This window comes from Phaeobacter sp. G2, from assembly GCA_025163595.1.
Lineage (GTDB): Bacteria > Pseudomonadota > Alphaproteobacteria > Rhodobacterales > Rhodobacteraceae > Pseudophaeobacter.
In genome coordinates this window covers 2,264,293-2,276,677 of record CP104100.1, presented here as the reverse complement: position 1 = coordinate 2,276,677, position 12,385 = coordinate 2,264,293, and the positions used below count along the sequence as shown (strand labels likewise).

Below are 12,385 nucleotides of genomic sequence, written 5' to 3'. Positions count from 1 at the left end.
CCCGTGGTTTCGATTACTAAATAGCTAGCGCAGATTGATACGCAAAACAGCAGCGCTGGCAAAGGGCATCAGCGCGATAACGCCGGCGGAAATCCCCGCCAGCATAAGCAAGGGCGTCTCAACCACCATGCCCATTGCGCCGCGCCGCGCCGCCTCGGCGCCAAAGATCAGTGTCGGCACATAGAGCGGCATCACCAGAAGCGACAGCAACAGCCCGCCGCGTTTCAGCCCCACTGTCAGCGCCGCGCCAAAGGTGCCGATCACCGACAAGGCTGGCGTCCCCAGCAGCAGCGAAATAACCACCCACTTGAACCCCTCCAAGGGCAGGTTCAACAGCACCCCCAGCACGGGTGCCGCCAGAACCAGCGGCAGGCCGGTGGTAATCCAATGGGCCAGCGCCTTGATACTGACCACAGCCTCCAGCGGCAGCGGTGCAGTGGCCAGCAGATCCAATGAACCATCTTCCCAGTCCAGCGCCAGCAGCCGGTCCAGAGACAGCAGGCAGGACAACAGCGCCCCCAGCCACAAAACCCCCGGCGCAATCCGCGCCAACAGGTCGGATTCGGGGCCAACGGAGAAGGGCACCATCACGGTGACAATCAGGAAAAAGGCCAGCCCCAGGCCAAACCCGCCCCCTGCCCGCACCGCAAGGCGCAGATCCCGCATCAGTAGCGCAATCACAAGAAGCCCCCGTCAAAATCATCGATATCCAGCGGCGCCGCCTTATAGGGACCGACATCCAGCACCCTGGCATCCAGCCCAAGGTCGATATGGGTGGCAATCAACGCCGATCCCCCGGCCTCCAGATGGGTGCGCACCGCTTGGGCAAACAAGGCGACTGAGGCCTGATCCAAGCTTACCGTGGGTTCATCCATCACCCAAATCGGCCGCCCCGTCACCATCATCCGCGACAGGCCCAAGCGCCGTTTCTGCCCCGCCGACAGCGCCCCTGCAGGGCGGTCCCGCAGCGTGGTCAGATTATAGGCCTGCAGCGCCGGTTCGATGTTGTGGGTGCCAAAAACGCTCGCCCAGAACTGCAGGTTCTCGGTTACGGTCAAGGCGGATTTCAACCCGTCGGAATGCGCCGCATAGGCGATCTGATCTTCGCCACCGCTGACCACGCCGCCAAGCGGAGGCTGTAGCCCCGCGATGCTGCGCAGCAGGGTTGTTTTGCCAATTCCATTGGGACCACGCAGAATCAGAGCCTGTCCGGGCTTCAGTTCAAAACTGATCCCCTCCAACACCGGCAGCCCACCACGGGCAATACTCAGATCTGATACATTCAGTGACATGAATACAGGCTTATCTCATTGTTTGGCTGCACAAAAGTACGAAAGCCCAGGGTCGCGCCTTGCGGCATGTCAAATCTCACCCAAGAGGGCAGCTTTGCAGGACCAATGCTGCAGATTTTAGCCCTCGGATGTTAAACTGGCAGAACCGCCAGCGCGACGCGACGCCCCTCTGACAGCAGCACATTATAGGTTCTGCAGGCCGCCGGAGAATTCATCACTTCCACCCCTAGCCCCGCACCTTCCAGGCTGTTGCGCAGCTCTGCCGGGATATGGGCGATTTCCGCCCCGGTTCCGATAAACACAACATCCACCTTCCCGGCCAGGGCCAAGAGGTTGGACTCATCGCCATAGCCGCCCCAAGTGTTCAGCCCTGTGGCGGTGATCAGCAAGGCGCCGTGATGGACCTCTCCGCCGACGCGAAAGAACCCAGGCCCATAGCCATCAACAGGCCGAGCTTCCGTAAATGTCACCTCATTGAGCTGCATGGGCTGTCCTATCTCTGTTACGCTGCGCTGCGCGCCTCAAACCGGGGCAATCCCTGCCATGTCCGCAATCGGCTTGTCAAAACAAAACGAAGCTGCGGAGAGCCCCCGCAGCTTCGTCTGTTGGTAACGCCAGTGCTTCGGGTCGACGCGCTCAGGCGTCGATATTGCCAAACTGGTTGCCAGCGGTATTGGCCTGCTTACTCCAGTCGCGTTTGACGCCCAGCCACAGCAAGATGGTGGAGGCCACAAAGACCGAGGAATAGGTGCCCACGATCACACCCCAGATCATCGCAAAGACAAATCCGCGAATCACATCGCCGCCCAGCACATAAAGCGAGATCAGCGCCAGCAGTGTGGTGACCGAGGTCATCACGGTACGGCTGAGGGTTTCATTGATCGACAGGTTCAGCACCTCCGACAGGTCTTTCTTTTTGTAGCGCCGCAGGTTTTCACGCACCCGGTCAAACACCACCACGGTATCGTTGAGCGAGTAGCCCACGATCGTCAGCAGCGCCGCAATGATGGCGAGATCAAATTTGATCTGAAGCTCGGAAAAGATCCCGATGGTCAGCACCACGTCATGCACCAAGGCCACAACCGCGCCCAAGGCAAACTGCCACTCAAACCGCAGCCAGATGTAGATAAGCACCGCACCAATCGCCAGTACCACCGCCAGAATCGCGGTTTGCACCAGCTCACCCGAGACCTTGGGACCCACGGATTCAACCGACACAAATTTGATGCCCGGTGCCACCGCGTCCAGCGTGGTTTGCAGGGTTTCGATCACCTCACCAGAGATCGCCTCGCCGCTGGCCTGCGCCTGAATACGGATCATCGCAACATGCTGATCTTCCGCAAAGGTCGGGTCAAACACCTCGGTAATCGAGATATCACCCAACTCCAGCGGCGCAATGGCCTCTCGGTACAGGCCTACGTCAATCGCCGTGGTGCTTTCGGTTCGCACGGTTGTGCCGCCGCGAAAGTCGATGCCAAAGTTCAGCCCCTGCAGGCCAAAGGACGCCAGCCCGACAACCATCATAAGAGCAGAAATACCCAGCCAGATCCTCCACTTGCTGAAGAAATCGAATGAGGTCTCCTGGGGAACAAGTCTTAACCGCATGATTACACCTCAATCTTTTTGGGACGGCGACGTTCAAACCACATCACGATGATCAACCGGGTGACAAAGATCGCGGTAAAGACCGAGGTCATAATGCCAAGTCCCAGCGTGATCGCAAAGCCGCGCACCGGGCCAGAGCCCATGGCGAACAGGATCACAGCGGTGATGAAGGTGGTGATATTGGCGTCCAGAATGGCGCTCAGCGCCTTGGAGTAGCCCTCGTCAATGGCCCGTGCCGGACCACGGCCAGCTTTCAGCTCTTCACGGATTCGCTCAAAGATCAGCACATTGGCATCGACCGCCATGCCAACCGTCAACACGATACCGGCAATCCCCGGCAGGGTCAGCGTTGCACCAATCAGGCTGAGGAAGCCAAAGATCAGCGCCACGTTCAGGATCAAGGCCACATTGGCAAAAATCCCAAACAGCCCATAGCTCAGCGCCATAAACACCAGCACGCCCACAAAGGCGACGATGGTGGCGATTTTGCCGGCATCAATGCTGTCCTGGCCCAATTCTGGCCCAATGGTACGCTCTTCCAGGAACTCCAGCTCCGCAGGCAGGGCGCCTGCGCGCAACAGGATCGCCAGATGGGTGCTTTCCTCGATGGTGAAGTTACCGGTGATAATGCCGGAGCCACCGGGGATATGCGACTGGATGGTCGGCGCCGAGACCACCTCATCATCCAGCACAATGGCAAAGGGAGAGCCAATGTTTTCCGCAGTATAGTCTCCAAACTTACGCGCACCTGAGGTGTTGAACCGGAAATTCACAGCGGGGCGACCGTTCTGATCAAAAGCAGGCTGCGCATCGACCAGTTGCTCACCAGTGACAACCGGCGCTGCTTCCACTGTGTAAAAGGCACCGGGTTCATCCAGCGACGGGATGACCTTGTTGCCAACACCCGCAGGCGCATCCGGGTCAGAGCCACGTCCCACAACCGGGTTAAAGGTCAGCTGGGCGGTGGTGCCGATAATGGCTTTCAGCTCAGACGCGGAGCCAATGCCCGGCACCTGAATCAGAATGCGATCCGCGCCCTGGCGTTGGATTGTCGGCTCCCGCGTGCCCACCTCATCAATCCGGCGACGGACGATTTCCAACGACTGGCGCACCGTGCGATCATCAGAGGCGAGTTTTTCCGCCTCGGACAGTTCAATGGTGATGACATCACCCTGCCCGGACACATCGATGTCAGACGCGCCGGCCCCGGTGAGGCTGGTGATCGGATTAGCCAGACCGCGCACCACTTCTAGCGCGCGGGGCATGCCCTCGGGCTTGGAGATCTTCAGGCGAATCTGCCCTTCAGGTGCTTGCTGACGGCGAAAGCTGCCAACCGTAGCGCGTTCGGGCCGCAGGGCATCACGCACCTCGGGCCAAAGCGCATCCATGCGGGCGGCGTAGACATCCGTGACCTTCACTTCGGCCAGCAGATGCGCCCCACCGCGCAGATCGAGACCAAGATTGACCAGCGAGGACGGCAGATAACTGGGCCATTGCGCGACCAAGGCCTGCCGTTCGGGAGTGTCGCCTTTGGCGATGATTTCGGCGGCAGCATCGTTGGACTGCTCAACCCGGGTATAAAACCCATTTGGCAGGGCAAGCAAAAGGCCGGTCACACAGACCAGCCAGATGAGAACCCTTTTCCAGAGATCAATTTGAAGCATTGCCCTGCCTTTTCAGTTTGTTAAAGGGGGCTATTAAGCTGCCGGCTCGGTCTTGGTCAGGACCTGGGCAATGGTGGATTTCACCACCCGCACCTTGACGCCTTCGGCCAGTTCGACTTCGACTTCGTTGTCATCTTTGACCTTGGCAATTTTGCCGATCAGGCCACCCTGGGTGACCACCTGATCGCCGCGACGCACATTCGAGACCATGGTCTGATGTTCTTTCATCTTTTTCTGCTGCGGACGGATCAGCAGGAAATACATGATCGCAAAGATCAGGATGAGGGGGAGAAACTGGCCAATCTGGTTCATATCCAAGGGGGGTCTTCCTTCTGTCTATACGGCACCCTCTTGGCGAGGTGCCGTGAATTTGCGGCGAACCTATGCGCTGCACCCAAGCATTGCAAGGCAGCCCCGCTGTTTGGCCCTGAAAAGCTGGGGAAATGCGGTCTCTGCTGATGCAACAAAGCCATCAAAGCGACCAAGGCAAATCCGCCCCCTGGCAAGGACACACCGCACATAGGCAAAATGCCCCAGGCAGCTGCCTCCCCTCCCCTTGCGGCGCTACAACATTTCCCAGCTTTTGCCCCTGCCCCCTTCCTCTTTCTGTACCGCTGCGGCATAGGTTGCTCATTGATTCAAAAACCGTCGAGGAGACGCCATCATGCATGACATCCGTGCAATCCGCGAAAACCCTGCTGCTTTTGACGCTGCTTTGGCGCGGCGTGGGGATGCGGGCGTATCCTCAGACATTCTGGCCCTGGACGAAGCCCGCCGCGCCAAGATCCAGCAAGCCGAGGCCGCACAGGCCGCGCAGAACAAGGCCGCCAAGGAAATTGGCGCCGCCAAGGCCAAGGGCGACAACGAGACCTTTGAACGCCTGCGCGCGGAAGTGGCCGAGAAAAAGGCGCAAGTGGCTGCGCTGCAGACCGAAGCCAAAGAGCTGGACGCCAAGCAGACCGACATGCTGGCCCGTATCGCCAATCTGCCAGCCGACGACGTGCCTGATGGCGCCGATGAAGACGACAACGTCGAGGTCAACCGTTGGGGCACCCCGCGTGAGCTGGATTTTGCAGCCAAAGAACATTTTGAGATCGCAGGCGTGGCTCAGGCAATGGATTTTGAAACTGCTGCCAAAACATCCGGTGCGCGGTTTGTCTTTCTCAAAGGTGGCGTCGCCCGTATCCACCGCGCCCTGGCGCAGTTCATGGTCGACACTCATGTGGACGAAAATGGTCTCACCGAGATGCAGACCCCGGTTCTGGTCCGGGATGAAGCGATGTATGGCACGGACAAGCTGCCAAAATTTGGTGATGACAGCTATCAAACCACCAATGGCTGGTGGCTGGTGCCCACCTCTGAGGTGACACTGACCTATTCCGTCGCTGGCGACGTATTGGAAGCCGCAGAGCTGCCCATCCGCATGACCGCCCATACCCAGTGTTTCCGCTCTGAGGCGGGATCAGCCGGGCGCGACACCTCTGGCATGCTGCGCCAGCACCAGTTTGAAAAGGTCGAGATGGTGTCGATCACCCATCCGGATGAGTCTGATGCCGAGCAAAAGCGCATGCTGCGCTGCGCCGAAGGGCTGCTGGAGAAACTGGGTGTGCCTTACCGCACTGTGGTGTTGTGTACTGGCGACATGGGCTTTGGCGCCCGGCGCACCTTTGATATCGAAGCCTGGCTGCCGGGGCAAAACACCTACCGCGAGATTTCATCGGTCTCCACTACGGGCGCTTTCCAGGCCCGCCGCATGAACGCACGGTTCCGCCCTGCGGATGGTGGCAAGCCTGAGTTTGTGCACAGCCTCAACGGATCTGGCCTGGCAGTTGGACGGTGCCTGATTGCGGTTTTGGAAAATGGTCAACAAGCCGATGGCTCGGTTATTTTACCAGAGGTTCTGGGCCCCTACCTGAAGGGCAAACTGACCCTCACCGCCGATGGCGATCTGGTCTAAACCACCCAATCAGCGCGGAATACCAAATTAGAAAAAAGGGGCGACGCTCAATCCTGAGTGGCGCCCCTGTTTTATAAAATGTTCGGCTGGTTTTCACCCAAAATCAAAGGCCTAGCTTTTGTCGGCTTTCTTGGCCTTCTTTTTGTCCGAAGATTTGGAGCTGGCTTTAGGCTTTTTATCCTTCTCCTTAGTTTTCTCTTTGTCCATGTCTTTGGACTTTTGAGCCAGATCGTCCAAAATGGTCTGGGCCTTGGCCTTTTCCCGTTCAATAGCGCGGCGCGCATCGGCCTTCATCTTTTTGGCCTTAGTGCGGGCTTTTTCTTTTGCCTTGGCAACTTCTTCCATCAAAGCCTCGGCCTTGCGCACCGATTTCTTGGCCTTGGCCTTGGCCTTCGCCGCCTTTTGTTCCGCGGCTTCACGGGCAGCCTCTGCTGCTGCCAAGGCTGTGCTCAAGGCTTCCTCCGCCTCTGACGCCTGTGACATCGCCGCCTCTTTTACCTTGCTGGTCTGGGTTCTCACTGCTGACTTAGCTTTTGATTTTGAGGGCAGGTTTTTCTTTCCCGCCCCTGCAGCAGTTGGTTTCGCAGCTGGTTTCACAGGAGCCGCCACGGGGGGCGCCACGGCGCCACCCTTGCTGATCTCTGCGACCTGTTTCAACCGCATTGCGCGGGCAGCACCGATGCCTGGGATGGCTTTCAAATCCTCCAAGGACGCTGCGACGACAGCCTCTACCGTGCCCACGCCATGATCTTTGAGGGTTTTTGCCAGCGCCGGACCAACGCCACTCAGTTCAATAATATCAGTCATTCCTGCCGTACTCCTCTGAATTTTCTTGCTGCGCGTCGGGTGTTGTTTGAAATTATTGCACGTGAAGAGTTACCCAGGAAAGGGCACAAGTCGCTTTTTGTCTTCATCCCAAAGCTTTAGCGACAAAGCGCCCAGGGCTTCGGCAAATTTGATGCGCCGCAAGGCAAACTCGGCAGGCAGATTATAGTGGCATTGTCGCAGGCGATAGCTGGGGATGCGCGCGTTAAAGTGGTGAAGGTCATGCAGGGTGATATTGGCCACGGCGAAATCAAAGACCCAGCCAAAATCCAGGCAGGACGAGCCCTGCAAGGCAGCCTCGGCTGGGTTGAGATCCGGGCGTCTGTCCCAATAGGTGTCTTCAAAATTATGCTGCAGATAGACCAGAAAGACCCCGATCATGCCGCCCAGAAACGAGAACCCCAACCAGATCCACACACCCTGCCAGCCAGCGTAGTGATACAACAGCCAAAGCAGGCACAGGATGGTGATATTGTGCAGGATCACCCCTAGCGCCCCAAAGCGGGAGCTGTTCTTGGGCCAGCGATAGCGGACAAAATAGGTAAACGCGGCGCCCAGTGGCACAAACAGAAGCGGGTTGCGGTACAGGCGATAATACAGCCGCTGCCATAGTCCGGCCTGCTGCCACTCTTGCAGGGTCATGGTGTGTATCTCGCCGGTTTCGCGGTGGTCGAGATTGCCGATATTTGCATGATGCAGGTTGTGGTTTTGCTTCATCACCTCAAAAGGTGCGAAGGTAAAGGGCGACAGAATATGACCTGCCAGCTCATTTTGAAGCCGTGTTTCAAACAGGGAGTGGTGGCCAGTGTCGTGTTGCAACACATAAAGCCTAACCGAGGCAAAGGCAAAAACCACGCCGCAGGGGATCAGAATATACAACCTATCAGCCTGGCTGATCGCCAGGGTGAGCGCACAGAAATAGGTGGCAAAGGTGCCAAGAAAGCTCAACAAAGCCAACCTGTTGTCTTGCCGGGCGTAACTGCGGGTATAGCTTCTAAGGTCCATAGGTGTTCAAATAAATGCCAAGTGTAACGCGGGTTTGAAAGCTCTGGCCGGTACAAACTGGATCGTGCAAAAAACGGATGTCTCAATCAACGACCAGCGCCGCCCGCTCATCTACTGCCCCGATCTTGACCCAACTGCGGTCACTCTTCAAACAAAAACACCCCAGGGCATTATGCGCTGGGGTGTTGGAAGCTTGGATATTCAACAGTCACCAAGGGTACTTTGCCCCAAAACCGCCTGCTAGACGCGGCGCCCGGACAGGTGTTTGCGCAGCTTGGACGGCGGCGCTTTTTTGCGTCCCTTAAAGGGGTTCTGGTCATTCTGCCCCCGCATGGTCAGGCGGATCGGCGTGCCCGGCATGTCAAAATCCTGACGCAGGCCATTGACCAGATAGCGGGTGTAGCTGGCCGGAATTTTATCCGGATGCGAACACATCACCACAAATCCAGGCGGACGGGTTTTGGCCTGGGTCATATAGCGCAGCTTGATCCGCTTGCCCTGGGGCGCAGGGGGCGGGTGCTGTTCCAGCATGCCCGTTAGCCAGCGGTTCAGCGCCGCTGTAGGAATGCGGCGGTTCCAGACATCATGGGCGCGCATCACAGCCGCATGCAGACGATCCAGCCCCTTACCGGTTTTGGCCGAAACCGTCACCAATGGGGCACCACGCAGCTGCGGCAAAAGCCGGGTAAAGCTTTCTTTCAGAGCTGCCAGTTTTTCTTGTTTGTTGTCTTCAACATCCCATTTGTTGACCGCGACGACCACGGCCCGGCCCTCACGCTCGGCCAGGTCCGCAATCCGCAAATCCTGCTGTTCAAAGGGGATCTCGGCATCCAGCAGGATAACCACCACTTCGGCAAACTTGACCGCCCGCAGCCCGTCAGAAACCGATAGTTTCTCCAGCTTTTCCTGCACCTTGGCCTTTTTACGCATGCCAGCAGTGTCAAAGATCCGCATCGGGGTGCCGGCCCAGTCGATCTGCAATGAGATCGCATCACGGGTGATCCCCGCCTCGGGGCCGGTGAGCAGACGATCCTCGCCGAGGATTTTATTGATCAGGGTGGATTTACCGGCATTGGGACGGCCCACCACCGCCACCTGCAGGGGTTTTTCACGGGTCGGCACCGGCGCGGCGGGCGCATTTTCTTCGTCCCAGTCGTCGTCCTCATCCAGGTCGAGGTCAACAACGGGAGAGTGATCCACCGCCTCTTCGGCAAACTGATCCGCCAAAGGCGCCAGTTCCGAAAACAGATCGGCCATGCCTTCACCGTGCTCCCCCGAGAGCCGCAAAGGTTCACCCAGGCCCAGGCCATAGGCCTCAAGCACGCCAGCATCAGCGGCGTTGCCCTCGGCCTTGTTGGCGGCCAGAATGACATGCGCGGATTTGCGACGCAGGATTTCGGCAAACATTTCGTCAACCGGGGTCACACCCGTGCGCGCATCAATCATGAACAGGCATATATCGGCCATATCCACGGCCCGTTCGGTCAGCCGCCGCATCCGGCCTTCCAGCGAGTTATCAGTGACGTCTTCCAGACCTGCTGTGTCAATCACAGTAAAGCGCAGGTCACCAAGACGCGCCTCGCCTTCGCGCAGATCGCGCGTCACACCGGGCTGGTCATCAACCAGCGCCAGCTTTTTGCCTACAAGGCGATTGAACAGTGTGGATTTGCCCACATTCGGACGGCCCACAATAGCGAGGGTAAAAGACATCGGACCCAACTTTCAGCGTTTCAGACGCGCCCAATAGCGCATCTATGCGGCCACGGCTAGAGCCGATTGCGCATTAGCGGAAGGCAAGCAGGTTGCCCTTGCTCGACACCACGTAAAGAGTATCACCCGCAATCACCGGCGCGGCTGTCGCCCCCCCTGGGATTTCGATGCTCCGCGTCAGCGTCCCGTCACGTGGATCAAACAACCGCAGCTGCCCATCATTGGAGGCAACCAGCAGCTGGCCACCGGCGAGGATCGGGCCGTAATGCGCAACAATAGCGCCGCGCTTGCCCGGCTTATCCTTTAGGTATCCCGGCAGATCAACCGCCCAAAGCACCTCGCCGCTATCGGCATCGAGACGCAAAAGCTGGTTGCGGTCACTGATTTGAAACAGGCTGTTGCCTGCGGGCCAAACCGGACCAATCGCGCCTTCTTGCGCGGTCCAGATGCGATCCCCACTTGCGGTGTCAAAGGCCACGGTGCGTCCGGAGTGGTTGCCCACATAGGCGCGGTTGCCTACCAGTACCGGCTCCCCCGTTACATCACTGATCCGCGCCAGGGTAGACCCAACACGCTGCCCCGCCACAGACGCGGTCCAACGGCGCAGCCCGCCACGACGGAAGGATGCCACCAAGTCACCAGAACCAAAGGCAAAAATCACCAAATCTTTGGTCAGGACAGGGGCCGGTGCACCCAGCACATTCGACGCACTTGGGGCGCTTTCGACCTGCCATGCAATACGGCCATCTTTGGCGTGGATTGCCCAGCCGGTATCGTCTCCGGCCACCAGATAGATCAGCCCATCGCGCACCGTCGGCACCCCGGATCCTGTTGCATCCAGTTCCTGGCGCCAGACCTGTTTACCACTGGAGGCATCCAGCGCGGTCAGCACACCAAAGCCAGAAGAAACGTAAAGCACCCCGTCGGCATAGGCGATGCCGCCGCCTGTGGCCTGGCCTTCGTCATCGCGTGCCGGCAGCAGGTTGCTTTGCCACAGCAGCTGACCAGCAGGAGACACAGCCGAAACCCGCGCCGCGCTGTCCAGGGTGTAAATTCGCCCGCCTGCCACAACGGGCCGCGTGTTGATCCGCTGCTTGCGGCTATCGCCCGCGCCAATTGGAACCGACCATGTCAGTCTTGGCGTGGCGCTCAGCGCCGGATGCGCGGTTCGGTGCGCAGGATTACCGTGGCTCTGGGCCCAGGTCGCATTGGCAACCTGTTTCGGCAGCGTAATCGCCACCGACTGGTTCACCGTATCAATCTCGGCATCCGGCCGGATCGCCTCGCGCTTGCCCGGCAGAATCACCTCCGGCTCAGAGCAGGCGCTAAGTCCTACCGCCAGGGCACTGCTACAAAGCAAGATCCGTACCAAAGAAAAGGAGTTAGCTGCCGTCATGACCCTGCCTCGTACCCATTGTGTGTTTCCGCAATTTCGCACTGCGGTTTTATTACCCGTCAAATACCACGACCGTGTCCAGTTCGCCACCCAAGGCCACCATCACTTGCGTAGCTCGCTCTTTCAAGTCCGCAGTGACCCCAGCATCCTGAATGATTGCCTTCAGGCGATCAATTGCCGCATCCGGATCGCCCGCCTCAATATCCAATAGCGCCATTTGCTCTGTTGCCAGCAGCGCCAAAGGCGCACCGGGTTGGGCCAGCGCTTCAAATTGCAACCGCCGCTCTGCGATGCTCAGGCTGTCCTGCTGCATCCCCAGGGCCTTAAAGCTGGCGATATGGCGATAAATCAGTGGCAGTTTCGCATCCAACGCAACCGCCTGCAGCCGCGCTACGGCCTCGTCCTGTTGCCCGGCATCGGCCAGGGCCCCCGCCTGCAACATCGCCAAAACAGCGGCCCCGCCAGGGGTCTGTGCCGAAATTTTGGACAGGGAGTCTGCCCGTTGCAGATCATCATCCGAAGACAGCGCGGCGATCATGTCATCCCCGAGTTTCTGGGAGGCCGCGAGTTCCTGGGCTTTGTTGTATTCCCGCAGGGACGCGCCGCCGACGATCAGCACAACCGCCAAACCGCCAATCCAGCCATAGCGCTTCAGCGTTCCAAACAAACGGTCGCGGCGCACCTCTTCCGTAACTTCATCAATAAAGCTGTCAGTGTCGCTCATGGTCTTCGCCCCCGCAGTGCCATCCCTCTGCAAATCGGCAGTGGATGTGTTATCCTCTTTCGCCTCTCATATCCTGCCTGTTGCGGCAAGCCAAGTGCTCCCGTGCAGGGGAAATTTTAAGCCAAGCGCTCCAATACTGGGGGATTTTAGGGAAACCACCACTTCTTTCCACTAATTTCGTGCTGAACTATTCCGTTTAGTATGGAC

General features: G+C 58.6%; 12 protein-coding genes. 1 reads left to right on the top strand and 11 read right to left on the bottom strand.

Annotated elements, in window-relative coordinates:
• Positions 1-24: 24 nt before the first annotated feature.
• The 6 genes from ccmB to yajC all read right to left on the bottom strand — a co-directional run bounded on the left by ccmB (position 25) and on the right by yajC (position 4,873).
• Positions 25-681: a heme exporter protein CcmB gene (ccmB, locus tag N1037_10825; protein UWS77791.1), complete on the bottom strand. Its 657-nt coding sequence runs from the start codon at positions 679-681 to the stop codon at positions 25-27.
• Complete coding sequence (gene ccmA, locus N1037_10820) at positions 678-1,292, bottom strand: heme ABC exporter ATP-binding protein CcmA (GenBank protein UWS77790.1); 615 nt, start codon at positions 1,290-1,292, stop codon at positions 678-680. The genes ccmB and ccmA overlap by 4 nt, the downstream gene beginning before the upstream one ends.
• Positions 1,293-1,423: 131 nt before the next feature.
• Positions 1,424-1,777: an Mth938-like domain-containing protein gene (locus N1037_10815; GenBank protein UWS77789.1), complete on the bottom strand. Its 354-nt coding sequence runs from the start codon at positions 1,775-1,777 to the stop codon at positions 1,424-1,426.
• Positions 1,778-1,928: 151 nt separating this feature from the next.
• Positions 1,929-2,897 carry a protein translocase subunit SecF gene (gene secF / locus N1037_10810; protein ID UWS77788.1) on the bottom strand — a complete coding sequence of 323 codons (969 nt, stop codon included), beginning with the start codon at positions 2,895-2,897 and terminating at the stop codon, positions 1,929-1,931.
• A gap of 2 nt (positions 2,898-2,899) precedes the next feature.
• Positions 2,900-4,561 (bottom strand): protein translocase subunit SecD, encoded by a 1,662-nt coding sequence (gene secD / locus N1037_10805; GenBank protein ID UWS77787.1) that lies wholly within the window; start codon positions 4,559-4,561, stop codon positions 2,900-2,902.
• Between the two features lie 33 nt (positions 4,562-4,594).
• Positions 4,595-4,873 carry a preprotein translocase subunit YajC gene (gene yajC / locus N1037_10800; protein UWS81352.1) on the bottom strand — a complete coding sequence of 93 codons (279 nt, stop codon included), beginning with the start codon at positions 4,871-4,873 and terminating at the stop codon, positions 4,595-4,597.
• 352 nt (positions 4,874-5,225) lie between these two features.
• On the opposite strand from yajC, the gene serS reads away from it, so the two are divergent.
• Complete coding sequence (gene serS / locus N1037_10795) at positions 5,226-6,518, top strand: serine--tRNA ligase (protein UWS77786.1); 1,293 nt, start codon at positions 5,226-5,228, stop codon at positions 6,516-6,518.
• A 111-nt stretch (positions 6,519-6,629) separates the two neighbouring features.
• Here serS and N1037_10790 read toward each other — a convergent pair whose 3' ends face one another.
• The 5 genes from N1037_10790 to N1037_10770 all read right to left on the bottom strand — a co-directional run bounded on the left by N1037_10790 (position 6,630) and on the right by N1037_10770 (position 12,178).
• Positions 6,630-7,325 (bottom strand): helix-hairpin-helix domain-containing protein, encoded by a 696-nt coding sequence (locus N1037_10790; protein ID UWS77785.1) that lies wholly within the window; start codon positions 7,323-7,325, stop codon positions 6,630-6,632.
• 69 nt (positions 7,326-7,394) lie between these two features.
• Positions 7,395-8,348 carry a fatty acid desaturase gene (locus N1037_10785; protein ID UWS77784.1) on the bottom strand — a complete coding sequence of 318 codons (954 nt, stop codon included), beginning with the start codon at positions 8,346-8,348 and terminating at the stop codon, positions 7,395-7,397.
• A gap of 240 nt (positions 8,349-8,588) precedes the next feature.
• Entirely contained in the window at positions 8,589-10,058 is a 1,470-nt protein-coding gene (gene der / locus N1037_10780; GenBank protein UWS77783.1) for a ribosome biogenesis GTPase Der, read from the bottom strand.
• Positions 10,059-10,131: 73 nt separating this feature from the next.
• Positions 10,132-11,454 carry a PQQ-like beta-propeller repeat protein gene (locus N1037_10775; GenBank protein ID UWS77782.1) on the bottom strand — a complete coding sequence of 441 codons (1,323 nt, stop codon included), beginning with the start codon at positions 11,452-11,454 and terminating at the stop codon, positions 10,132-10,134.
• Positions 11,455-11,506: 52 nt separating this feature from the next.
• The gene (locus N1037_10770) at positions 11,507-12,178 is read right to left on the bottom strand and encodes a hypothetical protein (protein UWS77781.1); all 672 of its coding nucleotides are present in this window, start codon (positions 12,176-12,178) and stop codon (positions 11,507-11,509) included.
• Between the last annotated feature and the right edge of the window lie 207 nt (positions 12,179-12,385).

What these genes read in the sequence shown, in the direction of transcription:
- N1037_10790 (UWS77785.1), bottom strand. Translation starts at nt 7,325, where the DNA reads ATGACTGATATTATTGAACTGAGTGGCGTTGGTCCGGCGCTGGCAAAA.
- N1037_10815 (UWS77789.1), bottom strand. Translation starts at nt 1,777, where the DNA reads ATGCAGCTCAATGAGGTGACATTTACGGAAGCTCGGCCTGTTGATGGC.
- ccmA (UWS77790.1), bottom strand. Translation starts at nt 1,292, where the DNA reads ATGTCACTGAATGTATCAGATCTGAGTATTGCCCGTGGTGGGCTGCCG.
- N1037_10775 (UWS77782.1), bottom strand. Translation starts at nt 11,454, where the DNA reads ATGACGGCAGCTAACTCCTTTTCTTTGGTACGGATCTTGCTTTGTAGC.
- serS (UWS77786.1), top strand. Translation starts at nt 5,226, where the DNA reads ATGCATGACATCCGTGCAATCCGCGAAAACCCTGCTGCTTTTGACGCT.
- N1037_10785 (UWS77784.1), bottom strand. Translation starts at nt 8,348, where the DNA reads ATGGACCTTAGAAGCTATACCCGCAGTTACGCCCGGCAAGACAACAGG.
- secD (UWS77787.1), bottom strand. Translation starts at nt 4,561, where the DNA reads ATGCTTCAAATTGATCTCTGGAAAAGGGTTCTCATCTGGCTGGTCTGT.
- der (UWS77783.1), bottom strand. Translation starts at nt 10,058, where the DNA reads ATGTCTTTTACCCTCGCTATTGTGGGCCGTCCGAATGTGGGCAAATCC.
- secF (UWS77788.1), bottom strand. Translation starts at nt 2,897, where the DNA reads ATGCGGTTAAGACTTGTTCCCCAGGAGACCTCATTCGATTTCTTCAGC.
- yajC (UWS81352.1), bottom strand. Translation starts at nt 4,873, where the DNA reads ATGAACCAGATTGGCCAGTTTCTCCCCCTCATCCTGATCTTTGCGATC.
- N1037_10770 (UWS77781.1), bottom strand. Translation starts at nt 12,178, where the DNA reads ATGAGCGACACTGACAGCTTTATTGATGAAGTTACGGAAGAGGTGCGC.